The organism is Shinella sp. 1A1, assembly GCF_055379515.1.
On the sequence record NZ_AP039672.1, the window covers coordinates 1046346 to 1070576 of the forward strand.

Annotated in this window: 24 protein-coding genes; 6 read left to right on the top strand and 18 right to left on the bottom strand. The window is 63.1% G+C overall.

The window, feature by feature from the left end; all coding sequences use genetic code 11:
* Positions 1-228, top strand: a complete 228-nt coding sequence (locus ACZ48C_RS21615) for a hypothetical protein (protein WP_318912865.1) — start codon at positions 1-3, stop codon at positions 226-228.
* Positions 229-271: 43 nt separating this feature from the next.
* Positions 272-655 carry a DUF6180 family protein gene (locus ACZ48C_RS21620; protein ID WP_318912866.1) on the top strand — a complete coding sequence of 128 codons (384 nt, stop codon included), beginning with the start codon at positions 272-274 and terminating at the stop codon, positions 653-655.
* 41 nt (positions 656-696) lie between these two features.
* On the opposite strand, the gene ACZ48C_RS21625 is transcribed toward ACZ48C_RS21620, so the two are convergent.
* The 6 genes from ACZ48C_RS21625 to ACZ48C_RS21650 form a co-directional block, all read right to left on the bottom strand.
* On the bottom strand, positions 697-1491 hold the full coding sequence (locus tag ACZ48C_RS21625) for an ABC transporter permease (protein WP_464782917.1): 795 nt from the start codon (positions 1489-1491) through the stop codon (positions 697-699).
* A 67-nt stretch (positions 1492-1558) separates the two neighbouring features.
* The gene (locus ACZ48C_RS21630) at positions 1559-2404 is read right to left on the bottom strand and encodes an ABC transporter permease (protein WP_464782918.1); all 846 of its coding nucleotides are present in this window, start codon (positions 2402-2404) and stop codon (positions 1559-1561) included.
* Positions 2405-2457: 53 nt separating this feature from the next.
* Positions 2458-3501, bottom strand: a complete 1044-nt coding sequence (locus ACZ48C_RS21635; RefSeq protein WP_464782919.1) for an ABC transporter ATP-binding protein — start codon at positions 3499-3501, stop codon at positions 2458-2460.
* A gap of 62 nt (positions 3502-3563) precedes the next feature.
* Positions 3564-4706, bottom strand: coding sequence for an ABC transporter substrate-binding protein (locus tag ACZ48C_RS21640; RefSeq protein WP_464782920.1), 1143 nt, complete (start codon positions 4704-4706; stop codon positions 3564-3566).
* Between the two features lie 97 nt (positions 4707-4803).
* Positions 4804-6762 carry an oxidoreductase gene (locus tag ACZ48C_RS21645; protein WP_464782921.1) on the bottom strand — a complete coding sequence of 653 codons (1959 nt, stop codon included), beginning with the start codon at positions 6760-6762 and terminating at the stop codon, positions 4804-4806.
* Positions 6763-6797: 35 nt separating this feature from the next.
* Positions 6798-7151 carry a cupin domain-containing protein gene (locus ACZ48C_RS21650; RefSeq protein WP_464782922.1) on the bottom strand — a complete coding sequence of 118 codons (354 nt, stop codon included), beginning with the start codon at positions 7149-7151 and terminating at the stop codon, positions 6798-6800.
* Positions 7152-7430: 279 nt separating this feature from the next.
* Here ACZ48C_RS21650 and ACZ48C_RS21655 point away from each other — a divergent pair, with 279 nt between their 5' ends.
* The gene (locus tag ACZ48C_RS21655) at positions 7431-8030 is read left to right on the top strand and encodes a helix-turn-helix domain-containing protein (protein WP_119255091.1); all 600 of its coding nucleotides are present in this window, start codon (positions 7431-7433) and stop codon (positions 8028-8030) included.
* 28 nt (positions 8031-8058) lie between these two features.
* Here ACZ48C_RS21655 and ACZ48C_RS21660 read toward each other — a convergent pair whose 3' ends face one another.
* From ACZ48C_RS21660 to leuA, 8 genes are all read right to left on the bottom strand, one after another.
* On the bottom strand, positions 8059-8460 hold the full coding sequence (locus ACZ48C_RS21660) for a GNAT family N-acetyltransferase (RefSeq protein ID WP_464782923.1): 402 nt from the start codon (positions 8458-8460) through the stop codon (positions 8059-8061).
* 39 nt (positions 8461-8499) lie between these two features.
* Positions 8500-8709, bottom strand: a complete 210-nt coding sequence (locus tag ACZ48C_RS21665) for a hypervirulence associated TUDOR domain-containing protein (RefSeq protein WP_464782924.1) — start codon at positions 8707-8709, stop codon at positions 8500-8502.
* Positions 8706-9989, bottom strand: coding sequence for an NAD(P)/FAD-dependent oxidoreductase (locus ACZ48C_RS21670; RefSeq protein WP_464782925.1), 1284 nt, complete (start codon positions 9987-9989; stop codon positions 8706-8708). The genes ACZ48C_RS21665 and ACZ48C_RS21670 overlap by 4 nt, the downstream gene beginning before the upstream one ends.
* A gap of 20 nt (positions 9990-10009) precedes the next feature.
* Positions 10010-10810 carry a family 1 encapsulin nanocompartment shell protein gene (locus tag ACZ48C_RS21675; RefSeq protein WP_463619866.1) on the bottom strand — a complete coding sequence of 267 codons (801 nt, stop codon included), beginning with the start codon at positions 10808-10810 and terminating at the stop codon, positions 10010-10012.
* Entirely contained in the window at positions 10803-11855 is a 1053-nt protein-coding gene (locus ACZ48C_RS21680; protein WP_318912875.1) for a Dyp-type peroxidase, read from the bottom strand. The genes ACZ48C_RS21675 and ACZ48C_RS21680 overlap by 8 nt, the downstream gene beginning before the upstream one ends.
* A 52-nt stretch (positions 11856-11907) precedes the next feature.
* A complete protein-coding gene (locus tag ACZ48C_RS21685) occupies positions 11908-12102 on the bottom strand; it encodes a hypothetical protein (protein WP_454632990.1) in 195 nt (64 codons plus the stop codon).
* A 59-nt stretch (positions 12103-12161) separates the two neighbouring features.
* The gene (locus ACZ48C_RS21690; RefSeq protein ID WP_205536168.1) at positions 12162-12416 is read right to left on the bottom strand and encodes a DUF2171 domain-containing protein; all 255 of its coding nucleotides are present in this window, start codon (positions 12414-12416) and stop codon (positions 12162-12164) included.
* 241 nt (positions 12417-12657) lie between these two features.
* Positions 12658-14340: a 2-isopropylmalate synthase gene (gene leuA, locus ACZ48C_RS21695; protein ID WP_464782926.1), complete on the bottom strand. Its 1683-nt coding sequence runs from the start codon at positions 14338-14340 to the stop codon at positions 12658-12660.
* Between the two features lie 305 nt (positions 14341-14645).
* On the opposite strand from leuA, the gene ACZ48C_RS21700 reads away from it, so the two are divergent.
* Positions 14646-15419 carry an AraC family transcriptional regulator gene (locus ACZ48C_RS21700; RefSeq protein ID WP_464782927.1) on the top strand — a complete coding sequence of 258 codons (774 nt, stop codon included), beginning with the start codon at positions 14646-14648 and terminating at the stop codon, positions 15417-15419.
* A gap of 8 nt (positions 15420-15427) precedes the next feature.
* Here ACZ48C_RS21700 and ACZ48C_RS21705 read toward each other — a convergent pair whose 3' ends face one another.
* From ACZ48C_RS21705 to ACZ48C_RS21720, 4 genes are all read right to left on the bottom strand, one after another.
* Positions 15428-16219 carry a hypothetical protein gene (locus tag ACZ48C_RS21705; RefSeq protein ID WP_464782928.1) on the bottom strand — a complete coding sequence of 264 codons (792 nt, stop codon included), beginning with the start codon at positions 16217-16219 and terminating at the stop codon, positions 15428-15430.
* Positions 16220-16412: 193 nt separating this feature from the next.
* Positions 16413-17660 carry a sensor domain-containing diguanylate cyclase gene (locus ACZ48C_RS21710; RefSeq protein WP_464782929.1) on the bottom strand — a complete coding sequence of 416 codons (1248 nt, stop codon included), beginning with the start codon at positions 17658-17660 and terminating at the stop codon, positions 16413-16415.
* Between the two features lie 233 nt (positions 17661-17893).
* Positions 17894-19192, bottom strand: a complete 1299-nt coding sequence (locus ACZ48C_RS21715) for a TadE/TadG family type IV pilus assembly protein (protein WP_119255103.1) — start codon at positions 19190-19192, stop codon at positions 17894-17896.
* A gap of 285 nt (positions 19193-19477) precedes the next feature.
* Positions 19478-20809 (bottom strand): dicarboxylate/amino acid:cation symporter, encoded by a 1332-nt coding sequence (locus ACZ48C_RS21720; RefSeq protein WP_413251171.1) that lies wholly within the window; start codon positions 20807-20809, stop codon positions 19478-19480.
* Between the two features lie 223 nt (positions 20810-21032).
* On the opposite strand from ACZ48C_RS21720, the gene ACZ48C_RS21725 reads away from it, so the two are divergent.
* A complete protein-coding gene (locus ACZ48C_RS21725; protein ID WP_464782930.1) occupies positions 21033-22871 on the top strand; it encodes a sensor histidine kinase in 1839 nt (612 codons plus the stop codon).
* The gene (locus ACZ48C_RS21730; protein ID WP_464782931.1) at positions 22868-24214 is read left to right on the top strand and encodes a sigma-54-dependent transcriptional regulator; all 1347 of its coding nucleotides are present in this window, start codon (positions 22868-22870) and stop codon (positions 24212-24214) included. The genes ACZ48C_RS21725 and ACZ48C_RS21730 overlap by 4 nt, the downstream gene beginning before the upstream one ends.
* Positions 24215-24231: the final 17 nt, after the last annotated feature.

Here is a 24231-nt window from a genome sequence, read left to right on the forward strand (position 1 = left end):
ATGGCGCTCGTCGCATGCCCTGAATGCACTGGCAACGTATCCGACAAGGCATTTTCATGCCCTGCCTGCGGGTATCCGCTTGGACAGAAGGACGGCAATCCGTGGCCGTCCGTCCTCGGCGGCGTGGCGGGCACCTATATTTCGGCCAAGGCAGTCACCAGCATTCTTCTCGGCAGCGTCATGTTCCTCGCCTTCGCGGCGATCATGATCGCCCTGATCCTGAAATAAAGCGGCATTGCCGGGATACAAACGGAAAGACAGGCGGTTTTGCATGATGAAGATGTTTTGCGCGATGCCGGTGGCGGCTACCATCCTTGCGGCCTTGCCGGCGGCAGCGGCCGATGATCCGTTCATGATCACCTATCACGTCGAGAGAACCGCATCGGATGCGCTGAGCCTCGATGCCTGTACGGACCTGATCGAGCAACAGGCGCAAGGGGCGGGCTACCGCGTTATCGTCAACCGCTTCGAAGGCCAGCTCGGCGTCATCAGCGGCGGCCCCGCCGCGGGCGGATCCTTCATCTCGCACTGCATATCCGTCGACGACAAGACCGTCAGCGTGATCCAGGGCCTGGACTACAAATCCACCAAGGGACCGGTCGGTGATTTCGCCGACCGTGTCCATCGAGCACTGCTCGACGCCGCGGGGAAGTAGATGCCTGGATGGCGCTGACAGGCACATAACCCCTTGGCTGGTCACGTCTTCCTCAGTTGCCTGATGTACCAGACCATGATCAGCGACAGGCTGACGAAGACGGCGGCCGCGAGGATGACGGACGCCACCGCAAGCCGCGGCGTGCCGGCCGAGCGCAGGCTCAGCCACATCAGGACGGGAAGCGTCTGCGTATCGCGCGTCGTCAGGAACAGGGCCATGACGAATTCGTTGAGCGATATCACGAAGGCAAAGAGCGCCGACGAGATGATCCCGGTGGAGACGGAGGGCAGGACGATTTCGAAGAAGGTCTGCACCGGCCGGCCGCCGAGATCGTAGGACGCCTCGACGATGCGGTGATCGACGGTCCGGAAGGTCGCCTCCATCAGCATGAAAACCAGCGGCATCGCCCAGAGAGAATGGGCAAGCATGACCAATACGCGCGACCCGTAGATATTGACGCCGAACAGCGACACATCGCCGAACGCCATCGCAACGCCAAGGCCCAGCACCACCCCCGGCATGAAGAGCGGCAGCATGATCAGGAGGTAGACAACCGGCTTGAAGGCGAAGGTGAAGCGCTCGAAGGCCCAGGCGGCAAGAACACCGGATACGGTGGAAATGACCGTCGTGCCGAGCGCGATAATTACGCTGCTCTTCAGCGCGTCGATCCATTGGGGGCTGCCGAAGAAGTCGCCGTACCATCGCAGCGACCACGCCTTGATCGGAAAGCGGATCACCGACGCGTCATTGAAGGACATGACGAGCGTCACGATCACCGGGATCGCGATATAGGCGATGATAAAGACGGTGAAGGCCAGCGCCAGGACTCGCAGCATCACGGCGTCCATTCGCCGTCTCGCGACCGGGGCAACAGCGATATCACGCGTCGGGGACATGGACGTATCAGCCATTGAGCGCCGTCCGTTTCGAGGTCAGCATGCGGATGATCATCATCACAACGGCAACTCCACTCGTCAGCACGATCGAGAAGGCGGCGGCACGGGGCCAGTTGTGCTTGCCCAGCATCTGTTCCTGAATCAGGTAGCCGATCGTCCAGAGCGTATCGGGCCCGAGCGCGGACGGCGTCGCATAGGTGCCGACCGCCCAGATGAAGGACTGCGCGAAGGATGCGGCAATCCCGCCCTTGGTGAGCGGCAGGAGCACCTCATAGAAAGTGCGCACGGGCGAGCCCCCGAGGTCCGCGCTCGCCTCCAGCACCTTCTTGTCGATGCCGTCGAAGATCGACAGCAGGATGAAGAAGCAGAATGGCAGGGTGACATAGGTGAGGCCGACAAAGGCTGCGAATTCTGTATACATCAGGCTGATCTTGTCCGTGATCAGGCCGGAGGAGACGAGCGCATAGCTGAGCAGGCCGTTCTTCGGGAAGAACATCCACCAGCCGAAGATGATGGAGATTTCCGAGATCAGCAGCGGGCAGAGCGCAAGCGCGATGAAGGCCAGCCGCCAGCGTTTCGGCTTCAGCCAGACCAGCATCGCGAAGACATATCCGATAGCGACCGTCACGATGGACGAGATCAGCGCCAGCCGCATCGTCATCCAGAGCGCCGCGCTGAAGGTCGGATCCGTGAGCATGGCCGCGTAGTTGTCGAAGGTGAAGCCCGGCACATAGAAGCGCTGGTCGACATGTTCGTTGAAGCTCATGCGCCCCATGAAGGCGATCGGCAGGCCGAAGAAGGCGATGGCGATAAGCAGCGCCGGCGACATCAACAGCCAGGGCGTCAAACGCATGCGCCAGCCGGGGCCTCGCGGGCCGGAAGGCGCCATATCCGAAGCGCCCGCGCTCATTGATAGGCCACCATGTCGGCCGTCTGCCAGCCGATATCGACGGCGTCGCCCGGCTTGTGGACGACGGCGCCGGGGTGGTCGACGAACAGTTCCAGTTTGCCGGCCTTGAAATGGTAGCGATGGACATCGCCCAGGAATTCGGTGAAATCGAGCCGTGCCTTGAGGCCGTTCGGCATGTCGGTACGGCCAAGATGCAGCCGGCTCGGCCTGATGTAGATACGCCACGCGCCCTCGCCGAGCGGCTGGGCGAGACGCAGCTCCAGCGGCGCGCCGGCGCTGTCGGCGGCGGCGCCGGCGGAAATCTGCGCCCTGAGGCAGCAGCTCTCGCCGATGAAGGTATAGACGAATTCGCTGGCCGGCTCGGCAAAGACCTTTTCCGGCCGGTCGATCTGCTCGATCCTGCCGCTGCGCATGACGGCGACGCGGCTCGACATCGCCATCGCTTCCCCCTGGTCGTGGGTCACATAGATGGCGCTGAAACCGATCTCGTCATGCAGCCGCCTGATCTCCGCGCGAAGCTGCAGCCGCAGCGACAGATCGAGCGCCGAGAGCGGCTCATCGAACAGCAGGATCGTCGGGCGCACCACCATCGAACGGGCAAGCGCGACGCGCTGCTTCTGCCCGCCGGAGAGCTGGGCCGGATAGCGCTCCTCGTAGCCGGAAAGGCGGACGACCTCGAGCGCCTGCCTCACGCGCGGCGCAATCTCCGCTTTGGCGACACCGCGCATGCGCAAGCCGTAAGCCACATTTTCAGCCACCGTCTTGTGCGGAAAAAGCGCGCCCGTCTGGAAGATCGTCGTAGTATCCCGCTGGTAGGCCGGCAGGTGATCGACGCGGCTGCCATTGATGCGGATCGCACCGGCATCCGGCCTTTCGAACCCGCCGATCAGCCTGAGCGTCGAAGTCTTGCCCGAGCCCGAGGGGCCGAGCAGGGTGACGAATTCGCCGCGCCGCACGTCGACCGAGACATTGTCGACCGCGACGACGCCGCCAAAGGCGCGGCGAAGGCCGTCGAGCTCCAGTGCATTGGTGTCTGCCAAAACAATCAACTCCGCATCGAAATACGCGAAGCGCCGCTGCGGACGCTTCGCGGAAGGGCTGGTCAGCCTTCGGTCGTCCTGGTGATGGTTTCCTTCATGCGGACGCTGTAGGCATCCCAGTTCGGACCGAACTTGTCCCAGCCGTCGATACCGAACAGCTTGTAGGTCTTGCGCAAGCCTGCCTCGTCGCGCGGATAGCTCTGCCAGTGCGGCGGCGCCTCAAGGCCCTGCAGGGACATGAAATCCGTCGAGGCATTGAGGAAATTCTGCTGGGTCTCCTTCTCGAGAAGATAGCTCATGAAGAGATCGCTCAGTTCCGAATGCCGGGTCCCGCGCACCTTCATGAACCAGTTCGTGTAGGAGGCCGTGCCTTCCTCGGGGATCGCGGCTTCGAAGTCGTCGCCGTATTCCTTGATGAAGCCATAGGCGTCGGCGGAATACATCATCGCCACCGCCGCTTCTTCCTGGGTCATCAGGTTGGTGAGCTCTGCGCCGTCCTTGTACCACTTGGCGACCTTCAGCTTGTCGAGTTCCTGGAAGAGCAATTCGACGTCGGCGGGCGTGCCGAACACTTCGTCGATACCGGGCTTGGCCGACGAGAGCAGCGCGGGGATGCACAGATCCCAATAGAATGCGGAAGCGTCCAGCGTCGCCTTGCCCTTCGCCTTGTCGTCCCAGAATCCCTTCCAGCTCACCGGCTTCAGGCCGCTCGAATTGGCGGTCAGCATCCAGAGCGAGCCCGTGCCGAAGGGCACGCCGTAATCCCTGGCCGGGCCGCGGTTCTCGTCGAACCACGGATAGACATTGGCGTTGCCGGGAATCTTCGACCGGTCGACCTTGGCGAAGACATTCTGCGCCATGCCGGTCGTGGTCGTGTATTCGTCGGCGATGGTGATGTCGAAGGGCGGATTGTCGGCCGGCGCCGCCACGATCTGGGCGATCATCTGGTCCCAGCCGCCGACGGTCTCGACCTGCGTGCCGTACTTTTCGTTGAAGGACTTGACCACCGTTTCACGGAAGCTGAGCTCGTGATTGCCCGACCAGGAAACGACGATCAGCCCTTCGCCGGCGAAAGACGTCTGTGCGGAGGCGACGCTTGCGCGCCCCAGAATGGCAGGCGCACCGATCACCGCCGCCGCCGCGCCAAGCGCGAGCTTCATCACGCCGCGGCGGCCGATACCGTTTTGGATTCCTTCGAAAGCCATGAAATTCCCTCCCGTTTGCTCATCCGGGACTGCCGGCTTTCTGCCGATCGAGCCCCGTTCACCCGTTTAATCCCTATCCGGCCGGCACGCGCTTCGCCTAGAGTGCGGTCCCGACCTTCAATCCCTCGTAGACCGCCTCCTCCGCGGTGCGTGGCGCAAGGCTGTCGCCAATGATGTGCAACTCCTCCACGCTGTCGGCCAGCATGGCGCTCAGTTCATCCACCGGCTCGTGGCCGAGACAGAGCACCAGCGTATCGACACTCTCGAAAAGGATCGGCTGCTCGCTGACGGAATGCTGCATGTAGACGGTGCCGCCATCGCAGCCGTAAAGGCGCGCATAGGGGGTGACACGCACGCCGATCTTGTGCAGCTCGGCCGCGACATTGTCGCGAACGTAAAGCGGCAGCAATTCCCCCGGATGGGTGCCGTTGACGGCGAGATCGACGCTGCAGCCTTCGTTGACCAGCCGTTCGGCAATGCCGGGGCCGATCCAGTCGCAGCGCCAGTCGGCGACCACCACGCGGCTGCCGGTCTTCACCTGGTTCCTCAGAAGCTGCCATGCATCGACGACCTGCACGCTGCCGTCATCGGCGATTTCGGGCAGATAGGGCTTGGCGCCGGTGGCCAGAACGACGGCGTCCGGCCTTTCGGCCGCGACCGACGCCCGATCCACCCGCACACCCTTGACGACGCGGACCTGCGCCAGTTCCAGTTCGCGCGAAAGGTTGGTGACGATGCCGCCGAACTCCGCGCGGCGCGGCAATTGCTGCGCCAGCAGCGCTTGCCCGCCCAATTGGCCGGATGCTTCGTAGAGCACGACCTGATGGCCGCGCGCCGCCGCGATCGCCGCGGCTTTCATGCCGGCCGGACCGCCGCCGACCACCATCACCTTTTTGGGGCTCGTTGCAGGCACCAGAGTGCCGAATTTGAGCTCGCGACCGGTTTCCGGATGCTGGATGCAGGAGATCGGCACGCCGCGATGGAAATGGCCGATGCAGGCCTGGTTGCAGGCGATGCAGGCGCGGATATCGTCCGTGCGGCCCTGTTCCGCCTTTACCGGCATTTCGGGATCGCAGATCAGGGCACGGGTCATGCCGCAGACATCGGCGGAGCCCTGCGCCAGCACCGCTTCGGCCTCATGCGGCTGGTTGATGCGTCCGGCGACGAAAACGGGTATGCCCAATGCCTTGCGAAAGCGGGCGGCATCGCTCGCGAGATAGGCGTTGCGATAGGCCATGGGTGGGACGATATGCACCGCGCCGCCCTGCGAGGCCGACGTGCCGGCCGTGACGCTGACGTAATCGAGCAGGGGCTCCAGCAACCGACAGCTTTCGAGCACCTCGTCCATGGCAAGGCCATGCTCGTCGCGCTCGCCGCCACTGATGCGCATGCCGATGACGAAATCGTCCGATGTCGCCGCCCGCATCGCGGTCAAGGCTTCGACGGCGAAACGAAGCCGGTTCTCCAGCGACCCGCCATAGGCGTCGGTGCGGCGATTGACACGCGGATTGAAGAATTGCGCCGGAAGATAACCATGGCTGGCGACGAACTCCACGCCGTCGAGCCCCGCTTCATGCATCCGCCGCGCCGCTTCGCCATAGCCGGTGACGATCTCGTCGATCATGCGCTTGTCGAGCTGGCGCGGCATGACGCGAAAGCGCTCGTTGGGCGACACGGACGGCGCATAGGCAACCGTCAGCAGCCCGTCGCCGCCCTCCATGATTTCCCGGCCGGGATGGAATAGCTGCGAGACAATCCGGCAATCATGCGCGTGACAGATCTCGGCCAGCTTGCGGTAGCCTTCGATACACGCGTCTTCCGTCGCCATCAGCATATGCGAGGTGTAGCGCGCAGTCTCATGAACGCCCGCCACCTGACAGACGATCAGGCCCGCGCCGCCACGCGCCCGCGCCTCGTGATAGGCGAGAAGCGCCTCGTTGACGAGACCATCGGTGGGCAGCGTCGTGTCATGCCCCGTCGACATGATACGGTTCTTGAGGCGCACGCCGCGGATCTGCAAGGGCTGGAACAGGTGTGGAAATGCGGAGGTCGTCATGGATTGGAAACGCCGTTCGGTTGCGGATTGCACGGTCAGGCCCTGATGTCACGCGTGCGCCAGTCGACGGGGGCGAGCGCGTAGAACACCGTCGCGCGCTCCCCCTCATAGGCGAGCGCGGTCCCCTTCGGCACCCAGAGAACGTCACCCGGTACGGTGTCGAACACCTCATCGCCGACGCGCAGGCGGAACTTGCCCTCGAGCGTGACGATCAGCTCGTCGTAAAGAACGGTCCAGGCAATGGAGCAATCGTCGAAGCGGGCTATGCCGGCGCCCATGGTCTTGCTCGATTCGGGCCCGACCAGACGCGAAATTGTCGCGCGGCCGGAATCGTCACCGTAGGGCTCGAAGCTCCGCTCGGAGCTCTTGAAATGCGCGACGCCGGTCATTCGGGCCTCCCCACCCAAAATCAGCAAACTGAAGCCTGCATATTTTGTTATTTGTAAAAAATCGAGCGATTTTTTTACTATCGACAAAAAGATCGATGAAATTTAACTATACACCCGCCTTTCAAGGTTCTGCCGGCCGAAAAGTCGAACGCGCTTCACCCCGAAGTGGAAATTCGGCTTCGCATCTTGCGGCCCGACCATCGATCGGCAACAAGAGCAGGGCACCTTTGGCCCAATCGGATGCCGTCGCGAGACGGGAAATTCCTACGCGGAGCGAGCATGTCGTCTGGGGGCGGTCTTGGAACGGAAGCGGAAACCGCAATCGAGGATCCGGTCCTCGGCGAACGGATCCGGGGTTTGCGCAAAAGGCGCAAGATGACGCTTTCGCAGTTGGCCGAGAGCTGCGAACTCTCGACCGGCTATCTTAGCCAGATCGAGCGAAATCTCGCCTATCCCTCGATCCCCGCACTGGTGAAGATCGCCAGGAGCCTGGGGGTAACCGTGCAATGGTTCTTCGCAGGGGCCTCCCCGGTAGCGCAGGAAGAGCACGGCTATGTCGTGCGAAGCGGCAACCGCCTGAAAATCCAATACGAACACGGCATCATCGACGAACTGGTCACGCCGAAGATGAGCCTGCAGGTGGAAATGATCTATACCCGGCTGCCGCCGGGAACGGAAAGCGCCGAAAGCTACGTGAACGCTGCCGACGGCGTGGGTTTCGTCCTCTCGGGCGAGCTCGACATGTGGGTTGGCGAGCGCCATTTCCACCTTTATGAAGGCGACAGCTGCTCCTATTCCTCAGGCGAGCCGCATCGCTACAAGAATTCCAGCGAGCGCGAAGCCGTCGTGATCTGGGCGATCAGCCCTCCCAGTTTTTGAAATACGGCCTCGTCGGCCCTGCTCTTTGCTAAGCGGCGGGTGAAACGAAAACGATCTCGGGATCGCCATCATCGAGATTGTCGATGTATCCGCTCGGCTTGAAACCGCATTTTGCAAACAGCATCTGCATTGGCCTGTTGGACATATTGGTGGAGCTGAACAGCTTCGAGCCTGCCGTCATCCGCCGAAAATGAACGATGGCGAACTCTCCCAATCCCTGGCGGCGAAATTCTCGGCCGATCATCACCATCTCGATAAAGGCATGGCCGAAAAAATGGCCCGTCAGCACCCCGTAACCGCAGATCCGGCCGTTTGCCTCGACAACATAGCAACATTCTGATCCGATCCAGGCGCGTACTTGGCGACACCGCCCGTCGTCCGTCGCAGCGACCGTATCGACAGCGCAAAGCGCCTCGCTGTCCTCCGACATCGCCAATCGTATATGCACGCCCTTTCCTTTCACGTGCGGTCACGCGTGGTCGAGCGCGCTGCCCTTGTGGGCGGCGATGTGGTCGGTCTTATCGCTCTTGATCTCGTATTGCGGATCGTCGGGCGACGCGCGGTGGGTATGGCCCTTGTAGTCGAAGTCGCTGGTGTGGACGGCGACGATGGTGCCCGACACGCGGCCGGCCTCCGAGTTCCAGGCAACGTGATCGCCGACGGCAAAGCGCTTGCTCATTGCGATCTCCTTTCCGGATTTTCGGCATTCGCGCCGGTGATCAGGCGGGCGCTGCGCTGGCCGGTCGAATAGATCCACAGCCAGCTCAGCGCGACGGCGAGCCGATTGCGCAGGCCGATCAGGAAATAGACATGGGCGATACCCCAGGTCCACCAGGCAAGCCGGCCCTTGAGCTTGATCCAGCCGAGATCGACGATGGCGGCCCGCTTGCCGATGGTCGCGAGATTACCGTCATTGCGATAGGCAAAGGGGCTCGGCGAGGGCTTTCCTTCGATGCGGGCGCGGATCACGCCGGCGACATAGCGCCCCTCCTGCTTGGCGGCGGGCGCGATGCCCGGCACCGTCCTTCCCTCTCCCATGGAGACATGCGCGGTATCGCCGATCGCGAAGATATCCGCAAAGCCCGGCACGGAAAGATCGGGCGCCACGACGACCCGCCCTGCCCGGTCGGCCGGCACGCCCAGCCACTCGGCCGCCGGCGAGGCGGCGACGCCCGCCGCCCAGAGGATCGTTCCGGCGGGCAGGAATTCGCCGCCGAGTTCGATGCCCTCGGCGCTGCATTGCGAGACCGCGTGGCCGGTGCGCACCTCGACGCCGAGCCGGGCGAGCGCCCGCTCGGCATAGGTCGAAAGATCCTCGGTGAAGGCCGCAAGGATGCGAGGACCCGCCTCGACCAGCACCACCCGCGCCTCGCGCGTGTCGATATTGCGGAAATCGCGGCGCAGCGTCTCATGGGCAAGTTCCGCGATGGTGCCGGCAAGCTCCACGCCGGTCGGCCCCGCGCCGATGATCGCGAAGGTCAGGAGGCGGCGGCGCTCGTCGGCATCCGTCAGCCATTCCGCCCGCTCGAAGGCGGAGAGGATGCGCCGGCGGATCGTCGTCGCATCCTCCAGCGTCTTCAGCCCCGGCGCATGGGGCTCCCATTCGTCATGGCCGAAATAGGCATGGCGCGCGCCGGTGGCGAGGATAAGCGTGTCATAGGCGACCCGCCGCCCGTCCTCCAGCAGCACGGATTTTCCCGCCGCATCCACGCCGCCGACCGCGCCGAGCAGCGTCGTCGCACTCCGGTGACGGCTGAGGAGCGAGCGGATCGGCCAGGCGATCTCCGAAAGCGCGAGCGAGGCCGTCGCGGCCTGGTAGAGCAAGGGCTGGAACAGGTGATGGTTGCGCCGGTCGAGCACCGTGATGCGGAACGGGCCGGCCGCCAGATGCCGCGCCGCCTCCAGTCCGCCGAACCCACCGCCGACGATGACGACGTGATGCTCGCCCTTATCCGTCATGCCGGCCTCCAGCCGTTTTCCTACTCCGCGGAAAGCGCCACGGCCGCTTCTGTCGTCAGCGTGCGGAAGGTGAAGCTTTCCTGCACATAGAGATCGACGGTCGTGGCGGAATGGGCGAGGTAGCCGATGGAGAAATCCTCGCCGACGGTCAGCTCGAAATCGCCGCCGCGCAGCGACAGAACGAGGCCGCCCTCGATGGCCGGCGCCCAGATGATGCCGCCGTCCACCACCCGCTCGATATGGTGGAAGACCGGGTAACCGTCGTCGCTGCCGCCGCTTGCCGCCATATAGGCATCCGCGCCGAGCACCAGCGCATAGGGGCCTTCCACGCCGGCAAGCCGGAGTTCGCCGACCGCCCGCGCCACGGCATCCGAATAGCGCTTCACGCCCGGCGGCAGCGGCACGGCCGGATTGCTCGCGGCCGCGCGGATCCCCTCGATATTGGCGGCGGCGTAGCCGTCGAACACCGCGCGGTCCTCGGCAAACGCGATCTTGCGCATGGCCTCCTTGACGGGCGACCAGTCGCTGTCGAGCGCGCCGCGCTCCACATCGTCGATGGCGCTGCGCGAAAGCTGGAAGGGCACGCGAAGCTCGACCAGGGCCTTCACCTCGCGCCGGAGGGACTGGATGCCTTCGTCCGGCGGCGCGATGGGCAGGACATGACCCGTACCCACCGCCGAAAGCCCGAGCCCCGACGGGCCGACCATGTCGACGACACGCCGGCCGGCGAGGTGACGCTTCAGCGTGCGCGCCGCCTCTTCCTCGATCTCGGCCCAGGCGGCTTCGGAAATGGGTGCAAGTTCGCGGTGCAGGTTATTCATGGGAAACCCCTTCTTTCAGAGAGCCTATGCCGAGCGAGCCGTCGCGGCGCGGGGGCGGATCCGTCGCCGCGGGCGTCGCGGCCGCGGGGGCGGCCGGCGCTGCATCCGGCGTCACCGCGTCGAGGAACGAAGCGGAGGGAATGAAGAACAGGGAGCCGGTGACGGCGCGGCTGAAATCCAGCAGACGGTCGTAATTGCCCGGTGGCAGGCCGATGAACATGTTCTCCAGCATGCGCTCGATACGGTGCGGCGAGCGGGCATAGCCGATGAAATAGGTGCCGAACTCCCCCTTGCCGACATCGCCGAAAGGCATGTTGTCGCGCAGGATCTCCAGCGGCTCGCCGTTCTCCTCGATGGAGGTGAGGACATTGTGGGCATAGCTCGGCTTGGCGGCGTCGTCGAGTTCGATGTCGGAAAGCTTTTCGCGGCCGATGATCCGCTCCTGCTCGGCAACCGGGACGCGGTTCCAGCCGGGTAGGTCATGCAGGTATTTCTGCACGATGACATAGCTGCCGCCGGCAAAATCCGCGTCCTCTTCACCGATGATCGTCGCCGCGACGGCCGCGCCGTCGACGGGGTTTTCCGTGCCGTCGACGAAGCCGATGAGGTCCCGGTCGTCGAAATAGCTGAAGCCGTGCACCTCGTCCTCGGTAGCGACGAAACCCGCCAGCCGGCTCATGATGTGGGTTGCAAGCTCGAAGCAGAGGTCCATGCGCGTGGCGCGGATATGGAAGAGCAGGTCGCCGGGCGTGGCCACCGCATGATGCTTGCCGCGGATTTCGCGGAAGGGATGCAGGTCCTTCGGGCGCGGTGCGCCGAAGAGCCGGTCCCAGGCATCCGAGCCGACGCCGAGCACGCAGGAAAGCCCGCCTTCAAGATCGCGGAAGCCGACGGCCCGCAGGAGGCCGGAAAGATCGGCGCAGAGCTTTCGCACGGCGGTTTCGGCCGCGTTGCCGGGCTCCAGTGTCACGACGAGAAAGATGGCCGCGCGTGTCAGCCGCGCCGCGACCGGCTGCGGGACGACGGAAGGAAGAACTGCATCCATGCATGATCCATTCGGCAAGGGCTGGAAGGCGGCAAGCCGGCAGGATGCCGGCTCAATCCATGTCGCGGAAGGCGTGTCCGTTCGCCTCCAGGGCTTTCACCACCTCGGAAGGTAGCGAGTCTTTTTCCACCGTGCCATCGAAAATCCAGTCCTTCGCATCGGCGATATCGGGAAGGCCCGCGCCGGCACGCACGTAAAGGCCGATCGCCGGCTTCTGCGGGTTGAGATAGAGATCGTAGTTTTCCATTGGAGGCACCCTGCGCTTGAGAAAACGGGGCGGCCGGGGGAAAGCCGCCCCAGAGCTGGTCAGAGCTTGACCGGACGGCCGGACTTTTCCTCTTCCAGCGTCACGGCGATGTCGGCATTGGCCGACAGACGCACCTTGTCGCCCTCGACGTCGGCCACGAAGCCCATCTCGATATAGTGGTGATGACCTTCGTGATGGCCGAAGCTGTCGCTCTTCTTCAGCTTGATGCGGTTGCCTTCCACGCGGTCGACCGTGCCGACATGCACGCCGTCGGCGCCGATCACTTCCATGTTTTCCCTGACCTTGTCGCTCATGCCATTTCTCCCTTTCGGATGTTCAGACCGTTCGGATTTCCTGCCGTTGAAGGGAATGTCTCCCTGCCGGCGGCGGGGCGCGAACACCCGCTCCGCCGCACACTGTGGGCATGGATCATTTCCGCCAGCGAATCCTGTACATAGCGCTGGATCGCCCGTTTCAAAGGGCGGAGCCTCATAGGCGGGATAGGCGCCCGACCGAAAGCGTTGCGAGCTGTCGCGCTCGGCAACAGGAACACGGCTATGCGCTGTCGGAGCAATTGGCCGCAGCGCTGAGGACGGCCCGCACCGACGCGGTCGCGATGTCGGTATCGATCCCGACACCGAATACCTTTCGACCATCGCGGGTGCGGCATTCGATATAGGCGGCGGCCTGTGCAAAGGTACCCCGCTTCAACGAATGCTCGTGGTAGTCGACGACGTCCAGATCGATGCCGCAGCCGGTCTGCAGTGCCGACAAAGCGCTCGAGATCAACCCGTTGCCGCGACCTGTGATCGCAAGCTCCCTGCCGCGATGGCGGATGCGGCCGGCAAAGACCCGCGCCTCGCCGTTGCGCGCCGCTCTGCCGTCCTTGTAGCCCAGAAGCTCGAAATCGGCATTGCCGTCCAGATGGTAGACATCGCAAAACAATGCCCAGATCGTCTCGGCGGTGATTTCCTTGCCCGTATCGTCGGCGAAGGCCTGGACGCGGCGGCTGAAGTCGATCTGCAACGGGCGCGGCAGCTTCAAGCCGCGGTCCTGCTCCAGCACCCAGGCGATGCCACCTTTGCCGGACTGGCTGTTGACGCGGATGACCGCCTCATAGGTCTCGCCGATATCCTTGGGATCGATCGGCAGATAGGGCATTTCCCATATGCCGTCGTTGCGGCTTTCATGTGCGGAAAAGCCCTTGCGGATGGCATCCTGATGCGAGCCGGAAAAAGCCGTGTGGACCAGTTCGCCGGCATAGGGATGACGCGGATGGACCGGCAGGGCATTGCAATGCTCGACGGTGCGCACCACCGAACGCATCTCGGGAAAATAAAGCTTCGGATCGATGCCCTGCGTATAGAGATTCAACGCCAGCGTCACGAGATCGACATTGCCCGTGCGCTCGCCATTGCCGAAGAGACACCCCTCCACCCGGTCGGCGCCGGCCAGCAGGGCCTGCTCCGTCGCTGCGACCGCCGTGCCCCGGTCATTATGCGGATGCACGCTTATGATCACGCTGTCACGCCGTGAAAGATTGCGGCAGAACCACTCGATCTGGTCCGCATAGACATTCGGCATGGCGACTTCCACCGTGGCGGGCAGGTTGAGGATCGCCTTGTTTTCGGGCGTCGGTTGCCAGACATCGAGAACCCGCTCGCAGATTTCGAGGGCGAAATCCGGCTCCGTAAAACAGAATGTCTCGGGCGAATATTCGAAGGTCCAGCGGGTTTCCGGCTGTTTCATGCTTTCTTCCAGCATGGCGGTCACGCCGCTGATCGCCAGATCGACGATCTCGTGCCTTTCCATCCTGAACACGACGCGACGAAAAAGCGGCGCCGTCGCGTTGTAGAGATGCACGATGGCCTGGTGCGCGCCGCGCAGGGACTCGAAGGTGCGAGAAATCAGGTCGGCGCGCGATTGGGTCAGCACCTGGATCGTCACGTCCTCGGGCACAAGATCGTCTTCGATGAGCTTGCGGACGAAGTCGAATTCGGTCTGCGATGCCGAGGGGAAGGCGACCTCGATTTCCTTGAATCCGATGTCCAGCAGCATTCGGTAGAAACGCATCTTCTTCTCGCCGTCCATCGGATCGGCAAGCGCCTGATTGCCGTCGCGCAGGTCGGTCGAGACCCAGCGCGGCGCCTGCGTCAATCGCCGGTCGGGCCATTGGCGGTCCGGCAACGCGATAGGAGAAATGAAGGGACGGTATTTGATATCGGGGTTCTGTATCATGGCTATGACTTCCTTCTGCTCTTGGAGCAGCGACTTCGACAACGAAAGGGTGCTGACGGCGGACTACGACCGCCGGGTCGCCATCAGGCCCAGCGGTCGCCGATAAGTCGAAGGGGAAGAAGGAGCAGGGCCGGGCGCGCGCCGTTCGACGGCGCATCGGACACCGGCGAAAAGGACAGGATGGGGCGGGCGCAGGCGGACACTCTATAGCTTTCCGAAAAAATGCTTCTGCGACCGATGATATGCGGGCGGGGATTGGCATTCCTGCGCGCAAAGGCCATCTTAAAGCGCAAAAGGGTCAACCCATGTCGCTCAATTATCCCGTACCGTCTGCGCTCGCCGTAACCGCCATCGCGCAGGACGATGTTTCCTTCGCCGGCCCGCCGCATCGCCACCAGGATGCACAGCTGATCTATGCGCGATCCGGTGTCGTGTCGGTCTCGACCGAAAGCGGCACCTGGATCGTGCCGCCCAATCGGGCGGTCTGGGTCCCGCCCATGGTGGAACATGCGACACGCAGCCACGGCCCGGTAGAGTTCCGCGCGATCTTCGTTCGCCCCGATGCCGCGGGATCGCTGCCCGGCGCCTGCGGGGTGGTGGAGGTGTCGCCCCTGCTCAGGGAACTCATCCTGCGGCTGGTCGAACTGCAGGGACGGGACATTACGGATTTCAGCCGGCGCGTGTGCGAGCTGTTGCTGGAAGAACTGACATTCCTGCCCGCAGAACCGCTCAACCTGCCGATGCCATCCGACAGACGGCTTCGGGATCTCTGCCAGACATTGCAATCCGATCCCGGCATGGAGCTTGCCCTTGTCGATGCAGCATCGCGCACCGGCATGAGCCGGCGCAGCTTCATGCGTCATTTCGAACACGAGACGGGCATGACCTACGGCCGCTGGCGCCAGCAGGCGAGACTGCTGGCCGCCCTGCCCGCACTGGCGGGCGGGCAACCGGTTCTATCGGTCGCGCTGGACTGCGGCTATCAAAGCGCCAGCGCTTTCGCGGCAACGTTCAAGCGCAGCCTTGGACGAAGGCCATCGGACTACTTCAACAACAATGCGAAAAACACCGCGGGGTGACTCCGTCCTTATCTGAGAGTCTCGACAATCGCATCGACATCCCCGCAATCCTGGTCCGAAGGCGCGCTGCCAGCCCGTTCGTTGATTGCCGCGGTCGCCTCAATGGCTGCCTTCATCCGTGCGATGGTGTCAGGCGACTGATCCTTCATCATGATCTCGGAAGCGAGGGTCGACACGTTTACGGAGCGCATGTTGAGCTCCAGCTCGGAGCAGCTTGCGGAAGCAGGCGCGCTGCCGGCCTCGTTGGCGGCAGCAGGATCGGCTGTCCCCAGGCGAACGGTCGAGACGGCAAGGTCACAGGCGGGTGAGAAGCGGTCGGATTTATCTTCGGGATAGATGCATTCGAAATTATAGGCTTTCCCGTCGACCACCGTGAATATGTACCGGTTGATGGCGACGTTGCTGAACCTCGCATTGGTGAACACCATGTCGATGGCAGGCTGGCCGAGCAGGGTGGTCATTGCGGTAGACTTGAGTCTGATCGAGGGCAGAACGGCGATCGCCTTCGTGAATTCATCAACGATGACATCGCGCGTTTGCTCGCTTACTTGCGAGATGCTTCCAGGGTCACGCGGCCCGAGGAAAGTGATAAGCACGTCGCCGTTGCTCATCGTCGAGGCCGTAACACCCGTCACGTCACCGGTCCCGTCAGGGAACATATGGCTTAGCGTGAAGTCCACCGGGTACTGGAAGCTGTACGATCCGTCATCCGCTTCGAAGCTCTGCGTTTCCTGCGCCGCGGCCAGCGCCGGGACGATGAGGACCAGTGCCAGCAATCCGGCGCGCGCAAGCAATGTCATTGCAATACCACTCCAAACAATCCGATTCGCGGACATTCTTCCTATACCGTCACGTGCCCGATTTCAGTAACAGAAAGAACCCCTTGCGACGCAAGCGAGGACAACAAATGTGCAGCGCCCGGTGATTTCGGTCCTGTCTCATGACGCCCCGGAACGAGACGCGAAGCCGATGAATCGCTTGACGCTTGCACGATCAGCGGAAGGCGACCTCGAGGTTCTGCCTGTCGCCTGAGATGACGGAGCAGGCCGTCTCAAATCCCTCCGCTTTTATCGCGAGCCGGAATTCCGACGGGATGCCGGCCGTGTTGGTGACCGTAATGCCCGCACCATCCACGCCGAGGCTTTTCACGGTGCAGTCGACCGTCGAGCGGCGATCGTTGAAGATGACACTTCCCGCCTTCAACACGCGGCGGCGCGCGCCCATCCCGTTGGCGGCCTGCATCGAGGACCAGGAAACGCAGCGATTACGGCCACTGCCCTTTGCCCGGTACATTGCGGCATCCGCCTGGGCCAGCAGGGTATCGACATCCCGTCCGACGATGGACAATGCCGAGACCCCGAAGCTGGCGGTCACGGCGAGCGTGCCGAAGTCCCCGCAGATCGGCCGGGCGCAAACTTCCGCCCGCAGCTTTTCGGCCGCGGCCATCGCGTCTTCCGCCCCAATATGGGGGAGCAGGATCGCGAACTCCTCTCCGCCCAGCCGCCCGAACAGGTCGCTGGCGCGAAGGTTGGCGCGGCAGGTCGCGGCAACGGCTTTCAGCACCTCGTCGCCCGCTGCATGGCCATGCGTATCGTTGACCAGCTTGAAACGGTCGACATCGAGCAAGATACAGGCGAGATCGTGCTTGTGGCGCAGTGCGGCGGCGATAAGCTGCTCTGCCTCCCGCTTGAAGGCGCGGCGGGTCAGTGCCTCGGTCAGGCTGTCGGTGGAGGCGGTCTGCATCAATTCGATCCTGTCCATCGCCACTCCCGCCAGTTCCTCGAGAACGCAGAGATCCCTGCGGCCAAAGGAGCGAGGCGCCCGGTCGATCGCGCAGACCGTACCGATCGTGATCCCGGCTTTCGTCTTCAGCGGCACGCCGGCATAGAAGCGGATATGCTCAGGGCCCGTGACGGCCGGATGCGCGACAAATCGCGGATCCTTCATCGCATCCTGCACGATCATCGGTTGCTCGTCGGCGGCGACATAGCGGCAGAAGGTGTCTTCAAGAGGCACCTCATCGGCAGAAAGGCCCGAACAGGCCTGATACCATTGCCGATGCCCGTCGATGAACGAAACAAGGCCGATTTCGACATCGAATATCTGCCGGATCAGCCGAACGATCCGGTCGAAGCCACTGTCACGCGGACCATTGAAAAGGTCGAGTTGCTCAAGCGCAGCCAGACGCCCCTTCTCACGTTGAACAGCTTCCGCCGACGACTTACCGAATACCCTGGCCATCACTCGAAACTCCCCCATTCCCATTCGCCTCGACAAAAGCGAATTGGACAAATCAGGTGGTTCCTTTGAACATGACGATGTCGTTCAGGCAATCGACGAAAACGGAAACGCCCGTTTTTGCCGTTTGGGCATGATCATGGAGCGTTTGCGCAAGGCGCCTGGCCAGGGAGATTCACCGGACGCGATCCATCGGGTTTGGCGAGTAAGCGGCTGCGGGAAATCCGCCGTCCTCATCAACTCGTGACGCGAGGGCTTTTCACAGCCTTGATGAAAAGGGCTTTCATGGCTGCCTCGATGCCCTCCGTGGGGCTGACTTCAAAATAAAGGTCGTCGCTTGCGCATTCCTTCATCTTGCCGCCGATCTCGCTCTGGAAGGGCTTGATCCAGGAATTGTACCAATCGTTCGTCGGCAGGGGGAGATAGGTCGTATAGAGGACAGCCACCCGGATGCCGCGATCCTTCAAGGCCTTGCAATACTTGACATCGATAGGCTCCTGACAGCGATTGCCGGTGAGCTTCTTCGTGCAGCCCTTCGGTTTGTTGCTATCGCCCACGCCGTCTGCGACGAAGAAGACGATCTTCTCACGATTCGTCATGGTGGTGCCGTCGCCAGGCTGGTCGATCTCGGCATTGATCTTGGTCAGGGCGTCATCGAAGCTCGTCTGCTGGTCGTTGTCGTAGCCCTGATAAGGTATGCTCATCAGCTTGATGTTCTCGGCCGCCTTCTTGATCGCGGAAAGATCCGCAGTCAGTTTCGAGACCGTGTAAAGCTTCACGTCCGTCGCCGCTTCACCGAACGTATAGGCGGCAATGCGGAACTGGCCGGAATATTTCTGCGTACTGACAGCCTCGTCCATCAGGGCGGCGGTCGCCTTCGCGACGACGTCGATGCGTATCGTCGCGCCGATCTTGCGCGCAAGATTGTAATAGCTGTTTTTATCGCTGACGCCGTTGTTGACGATATGGCAGGCGAAGGCGCATTTGTCCGAGGTGGCGTTGACGAGCTTGGTCACGTCTGCCGGAGTTGCGCCCACTCCCATGGAGGGCGTGTTGTCGAGCAGCATGAAGAAGTCGATAAAGCTGTCCGTCTGGTAGGTGGCCGTCGCTGTTCCCGAGACGGTGATCGAATTTTTCCCCAGGATCCGCATGAAGGTCGTTGGAATCTCCGCCGTGAAGTCGACGCGGGAGTTCAGGTTGCTGCCCTTCTTGAAGACCGACATGTCGACGGACAGGGTCACGTCCGTCAACGCATTGGGGCGCTGCGCCAGGAAGAACAGACGGCCATCCTCCGCAGCGATCTTGACCTCGCCATCGGCACCCATCTTGACCGCTTCGGCAACCCCTTGCGATTTTTCAGTAATCGCCGCCAGGGCGGCGGCGTCGGCAGCATCGAAAAGTTGCGACCGAATGAAGACGGCCTGGCTGAAGTCGATCGCAGCGCCGGCGGCGCCGAAAAACGGCACGCTGACCAAGGCTGCAAGCATCCCGAAATTGCCAGATTTGCTGCGTGCAAACGCTGAGAACCAACGCATGTTGCCCCCTCGGTCCAGATCGAAACAACATCGGGCCAAAGCGATAACGGGCAATTAAGAAGTTAGAAAAATATGTTCAAAAGCATGCGGTTTTCTCGAACTACCCATCTGTTCCGGTGAGTAAACTCCAGGTTATTCAATTCCGATCTGACATGCGGATCACTCGAACCAGCACATGGCCATGGGCCAACACCGTTTCGACGGCGCCTGAAAACGGTACGGGCATCCAGCCTTCACCGGATGCCCGTATATCTGCATAATTTCGGGATAATCCTGCTTCCAGCCTTATTGCGCCGGCGACAGGGCGGGCACTTCGGCCAGCGTTCCGGTGGCGCCGCCCTCCAGCGCCGCATTGAGCTTTTCGACATCCAGCTCGTTTTCCCAGCGCGCGACGACGATCGTCGCGACGGCATTGCCGACGAAGTTGGTCAGCGCGCGGCATTCGGACATGAAGCGGTCGATGCCGAGGATCAGCGCCATGCCGGCGACCGGCACGGAGGGCACGACCGAAAGCGTCGCGGCCAACGTGATGAAGCCTGCGCCCGTGATGCCCGCAGCCCCCTTCGAGCTCAACATGGCCACGAGCAGGAGGAGGATCTGGTCGCCGATCGGCAGCGAGATATCCATGGCCTGGGCGATGAAGAGCGCGGCAAGCGTCATGTAGATGTTGGTGCCGTCGAGATTGAACGAATACCCCGTCGGAATGACAAGGCCGACGACCGAGCGCTTGCAGCCGGCCTTTTCCATCTTCTGCATCAGGCCCGGCAGCGCCGCTTCCGACGACGAGGTGCCGAGAACGAGCAGCAGCTCTTCCTTGATGTAGCGGATGAGCGCCAGGATGGAGAAGCCGTTGTACCTGGCGACCGCTCCCAGCACCACGAAAACGAAGAGGAACGCGGTGATGTAGAAGGTGGCGATCAGGAAGGCGAGGTTGGCAACCGAGCCGATGCCGTACTTGCCGATGGTGAAGGCCATGGCGCCGAAGGCGCCGATGGGCGCGGCCTTCATCAGGAGGGCGACAAGGCGGAAGATCGGCGAGGTCAGGGACTGCAGGAAATCGACGACGGGCTTGCCCTGTTCGCCGACCATGCCGAGCGCGATACCGAACAGAACCGAGAAGAACAGCACCTGCAGGATATCCCCATCGGAAAAGGCGCCGACGATGGTCTGCGGGATGATGTTCATCAGGAAACCGGTAATGGTCGATTCATGCGCCTTGGTGGCATAGGTCGCGACCGCATTGGCATCGAGCGAGGCCGGCGCGATATGCATGCCGGCGCCCGGCTGCACGACATTGGCGACGACCATGCCGACGGCAAGCGCCAGGGTCGAGAAGGTCAGGAAGTAGATCATCGCCTTGCCGGCGACACGGCCGACCTTCTTAAGGTCCGACATACCGGCAATGCCGGTGGCGACAGTCAGGAAGATCACCGGCGCGATGATCATCTTGACCAGCTTGATGAAGGCATCTCCGAGCGGCTTCAGGCCGGCGCCGAAATCGGGATAGAAATGGCCGACGAGCATGCCCGCGATGATGGCGACGATCACCTGGAAATACAGATGGGTGTAGAACGGTTTGGGGTCACGCGTTTCGGTGACGGCAGACGAGATATGCACGGCTTCCTCCTTTCGCACCCCCACCGATGAAACGGCTCTTCCCGGGGTGGCTTGCTGTAACTGCCGGCTAGATCAGCAAGGTGTGTGCCAAGTCGCGTGAAAGCGACTAAGCGGCGATTATTATTGATCTATTTCTTTTGCACCGAGAGGACCGAGACGTATTTGTGCGACTATCCGCACAGGCTCGATTGAATGTCGTGCGATTTCATGCTCAAATTTGACGATGGATGTCACGGCCAACCGCACCGCCGCCGATCTTTCCCGCTCGACGCGGCGGCAGTGGCTTGTCTTCACCGTGCTGCTCCTCGCCCTCTCGCTCGGGGCGCTCCATGCGGCCGGCGTCTACGGACGGTCCTCCGCCCTTTCCATGCTGGAGGAACAGGGAAGGACGGAAGCCAACCTCAAGGTCGCCTTGCTGCGCGCCGTGCTGGAACGCCCGCGCGCCCTGCCCTTCCTGCTGTCGCGTGACCGGGACGTCACCGACGCCTTGACGGATAACGCACAGGCCAAGCGCCGGTTTCTCGACCGGAAGCTGGAGGAACTCGTCGCCGGCACGAGTGCGGCGGTGATCTACGTCATCGACACCAGCGGCATCGCGATCTCCGCGAGCAACTGGCGGGAACCGACGAGTTTCGTGGGAAACGACTACACGTTCCGCGCCTATTTCTCCCGCGCCATGCAGCAGGGCACGGCCGAACATTTCGCGCTCGGCTCGGTCAGCAAGAGGCCGGGCCTTTACATCTCGCATCGCATCGGCCCGGTCGACGCTCCGCTCGGCGTCGTCGTGGTCAAGATGGAGTTCGACCAGCTCGAAAAGGACTGGCGCGAGACACAGCGTCCCTCCTATGTCGTCGACGCCCATCATATCGTACTGATTACCAGCATCCCGTCCTGGCGCTTCATGAGCACGGAGCCGCTGCCGGCCGAGAGCCTTGCCGCCATCCGGGAAAGCCTGCAGTTCGGCGCGGCCCCGCTTCTGCCCCTTCCCTTCGAGAGGCGGGCGGAGGGCAATCTGGTACGCGCCCTCCTGCCGGGCGGCGGCGCGGAGACCTACCTGCGTATCACGGCGCCTGTCGCTTCGACGCCATGGCAATTCGAATATCTCGTGCCGGCGGGCCGGGCGGTTGCGGCCGGCATGCGTGAAGCCCGGCTCCTGACCCTCCTGCTTCTCGGGGCGGGTGCTTTTCTCGCCGCCCTCTGGCTGCGCCGGCGGCAGGTCGCACGCGCCAATGCCGCACGCGAACAGGCAGCGCGTGAAGAGCTGGAGCGTCGCGTAATCGAACGCACCAGCGATCTCAGCCGCGCGCGCGACCATCTCGAAGCCGAGATCGCCGACCATCGCATGACCGAGACGAAACTGCAGGCCACCCAGCAGGATCTGGTGCAGGCGAACCGCCTTGCCATTCTCGGGCAGGTCGCGGCGGGCGTCGCCCATGAAATCAACCAGCCGCTCGCCACCATCCGCGCCTATGCCGACAATGCCAAGGTGTTTCTCGGCCGTGGCAGGTCCGAACCCGTACTGGAAAACCTGGACCATATCGCCGGCCTGACGGAGCGGATCGCCACCATTACGGAAGACCTCAAGGCGCTCGCCCGCAAGGGCCGCACCGCCGAGGAACCCGTCGCCTTGCGGGGTGTCATCGATGGCGCGGTCCTGCTGCTGCGCAGCCGCTTCACCGGCAGGCTGGAGCGGCTGAGGATCGCGCCGCTGCCGGCGAACCTTACGGTTCGCGGCAACCGGCTCCGGCTCGAGCAGGTGCTGATCAACCTCTTCCAGAACGCGCTGGAGGCCGTCGAGGCGCAGGACGACGGCCGGGTCGATGTCACCGTCGCCGTAAGCGAACGCGACATCGTCCTCGATGTCTCCGACAATGGTCCCGGCCTTCCGGAGGCGATCCTCGCCCAACTGTTCGAGCCCTTCAACACATCGAAGGAAAAGGGGCTCGGATTGGGTCTCGTCATCGCCAAGGATATCGTCTCGGACTATGGCGGACGGATCGAGGTCGAGACGAATGCGTCCGGCGCCACGTTCCGCGTCCATCTCAGAAAGGCTGGAACATGAACGCGCCCGTCCTCCTCATCGATGACGACCGGCAATTGCTGCGCGCCACCGCGCAGACGCTGGAGCTTGCCGACTTCTCCGTCACGCCCTTTGCATCCGCCGCAGAAGCACTGCCACAGCTCGACCTGAATTTCGCGGGCATCGTCGTCTCGGATATCCGCATGCCAGGCATGGACGGCCTCCAGCTTTACGAGCGCATCCGCGCCCTCGACGCGGAGATCCCCGTCATCCTCATCACCGGCCACGGCGACATCCCCACCGCCGTCAAGGCCATCCAGGACGGCGTCTACGATTTCATCGCCAAGCCCTTTCCGGCGGAGCGCCTTATCCAGTGCGTGCGCCGCGCCGTGGAAAGACGCAGCCTCATCCTCGAAAACCGCCGCCTTCGCGAGGCGGCGCGGCAGGCGGAGGACGACATCCCGCTGATCGGCCAGACGCCCGTCATGGAGCGCCTGCGCCAGACACTTCGCCAGATCGCCGATACCGACGTCGACGTGCTGGTGACGGGCGAGACCGGCAGCGGCAAGGAAGTCGTGGCGCGCCTGCTGCACGGCTGGAGCCGGCGTGCGAAGGGCAATTTCGTGGCGCTCAATTGCGGCGCCTTGCCCGAGCAGGTCATCGAGAGCGAACTCTTCGGCCACGAACCCGGCGCCTTCACCGGCGCGCAGAAAAAGCGCATCGGCCGCATCGAGCATTCAAGCGGCGGCACGCTCTTCCTCGACGAACTGGAGAGCATGCCGCTCTCCACCCAGATCCAGATGCTGCGCGTACTGGAAATGCGGGAGGTAACGCCGCTGGGCACCAACGAGGTGCGCCCCGTCGATATCCGCATCGTCGCAGCCGCCAAGGTCGATCTTTCCGATCCCGGGCAGCGCAAGGCATTCCGGGAAGACCTCTATTATCGCCTGAACGTCGTCTCGATCCTGATCCCGCCGCTGCGCGAGAGGCGGGAAGACATCCCGCTTCTCTTCAGCTACTTCGCCGAGCGCGCGGCGCAACGGTTCCAGCGCGCGGCACCGGCCCTTTCCGGCGATATCCTGCGGCACCTGCGCGAGCATGACTGGCCGGGCAATGTGCGCGAACTCTCGCATTTCGCCGAACGCGCCGTCCTCGGCATGGTGTCGCCTGTGGCCACGGCCGCCGCCGCCTCGCAAGCAACGGGCGCTGGCTCGCTTCCCGAGCAACTGGACAGGCTGGAAGCCGAGATTATCCGCGATGCGCTTTCCGCTCACGGCGGCAACGTGCAGCAGACGCTCGTGGCGCTCGGCATTCCCCGCAAGACCTTCTACGACAAGCTCCAGCGCCACGGCATCGTGCGGCGGGAGTTTGTCGCCAGGGAATGAAGCCTGCGCGCCTCACG

What these genes read in the sequence shown, in the direction of transcription:
- ACZ48C_RS21680 (WP_318912875.1), bottom strand. Translation starts at nt 11,855, where the DNA reads ATGGATGCAGTTCTTCCTTCCGTCGTCCCGCAGCCGGTCGCGGCGCGG.
- ACZ48C_RS21645 (WP_464782921.1), bottom strand. Translation starts at nt 6,762, where the DNA reads ATGACGACCTCCGCATTTCCACACCTGTTCCAGCCCTTGCAGATCCGC.
- ACZ48C_RS21620 (WP_318912866.1), top strand. Translation starts at nt 272, where the DNA reads ATGATGAAGATGTTTTGCGCGATGCCGGTGGCGGCTACCATCCTTGCG.
- leuA (WP_464782926.1), bottom strand. Translation starts at nt 14,340, where the DNA reads ATGATACAGAACCCCGATATCAAATACCGTCCCTTCATTTCTCCTATC.
- ACZ48C_RS21705 (WP_464782928.1), bottom strand. Translation starts at nt 16,219, where the DNA reads ATGACATTGCTTGCGCGCGCCGGATTGCTGGCACTGGTCCTCATCGTC.
- ACZ48C_RS21655 (WP_119255091.1), top strand. Translation starts at nt 7,431, where the DNA reads ATGTCGTCTGGGGGCGGTCTTGGAACGGAAGCGGAAACCGCAATCGAG.
- ACZ48C_RS21725 (WP_464782930.1), top strand. Translation starts at nt 21,033, where the DNA reads ATGGATGTCACGGCCAACCGCACCGCCGCCGATCTTTCCCGCTCGACG.
- ACZ48C_RS21675 (WP_463619866.1), bottom strand. Translation starts at nt 10,810, where the DNA reads ATGAATAACCTGCACCGCGAACTTGCACCCATTTCCGAAGCCGCCTGG.
- ACZ48C_RS21700 (WP_464782927.1), top strand. Translation starts at nt 14,646, where the DNA reads ATGTCGCTCAATTATCCCGTACCGTCTGCGCTCGCCGTAACCGCCATC.
- ACZ48C_RS21670 (WP_464782925.1), bottom strand. Translation starts at nt 9,989, where the DNA reads ATGACGGATAAGGGCGAGCATCACGTCGTCATCGTCGGCGGTGGGTTC.
- ACZ48C_RS21685 (WP_454632990.1), bottom strand. Translation starts at nt 12,102, where the DNA reads ATGGAAAACTACGATCTCTATCTCAACCCGCAGAAGCCGGCGATCGGC.
- ACZ48C_RS21650 (WP_464782922.1), bottom strand. Translation starts at nt 7,151, where the DNA reads ATGACCGGCGTCGCGCATTTCAAGAGCTCCGAGCGGAGCTTCGAGCCC.
- ACZ48C_RS21690 (WP_205536168.1), bottom strand. Translation starts at nt 12,416, where the DNA reads ATGAGCGACAAGGTCAGGGAAAACATGGAAGTGATCGGCGCCGACGGC.
- ACZ48C_RS21630 (WP_464782918.1), bottom strand. Translation starts at nt 2,404, where the DNA reads ATGCGTTTGACGCCCTGGCTGTTGATGTCGCCGGCGCTGCTTATCGCC.
- ACZ48C_RS21615 (WP_318912865.1), top strand. Translation starts at nt 1, where the DNA reads ATGGCGCTCGTCGCATGCCCTGAATGCACTGGCAACGTATCCGACAAG.
- ACZ48C_RS21710 (WP_464782929.1), bottom strand. Translation starts at nt 17,660, where the DNA reads ATGGCCAGGGTATTCGGTAAGTCGTCGGCGGAAGCTGTTCAACGTGAG.
- ACZ48C_RS21730 (WP_464782931.1), top strand. Translation starts at nt 22,868, where the DNA reads ATGAACGCGCCCGTCCTCCTCATCGATGACGACCGGCAATTGCTGCGC.
- ACZ48C_RS21625 (WP_464782917.1), bottom strand. Translation starts at nt 1,491, where the DNA reads ATGCTGCGAGTCCTGGCGCTGGCCTTCACCGTCTTTATCATCGCCTAT.
- ACZ48C_RS21640 (WP_464782920.1), bottom strand. Translation starts at nt 4,706, where the DNA reads ATGGCTTTCGAAGGAATCCAAAACGGTATCGGCCGCCGCGGCGTGATG.
- ACZ48C_RS21665 (WP_464782924.1), bottom strand. Translation starts at nt 8,709, where the DNA reads ATGAGCAAGCGCTTTGCCGTCGGCGATCACGTTGCCTGGAACTCGGAG.
- ACZ48C_RS21715 (WP_119255103.1), bottom strand. Translation starts at nt 19,192, where the DNA reads ATGCGTTGGTTCTCAGCGTTTGCACGCAGCAAATCTGGCAATTTCGGG.
- ACZ48C_RS21660 (WP_464782923.1), bottom strand. Translation starts at nt 8,460, where the DNA reads ATGTCGGAGGACAGCGAGGCGCTTTGCGCTGTCGATACGGTCGCTGCG.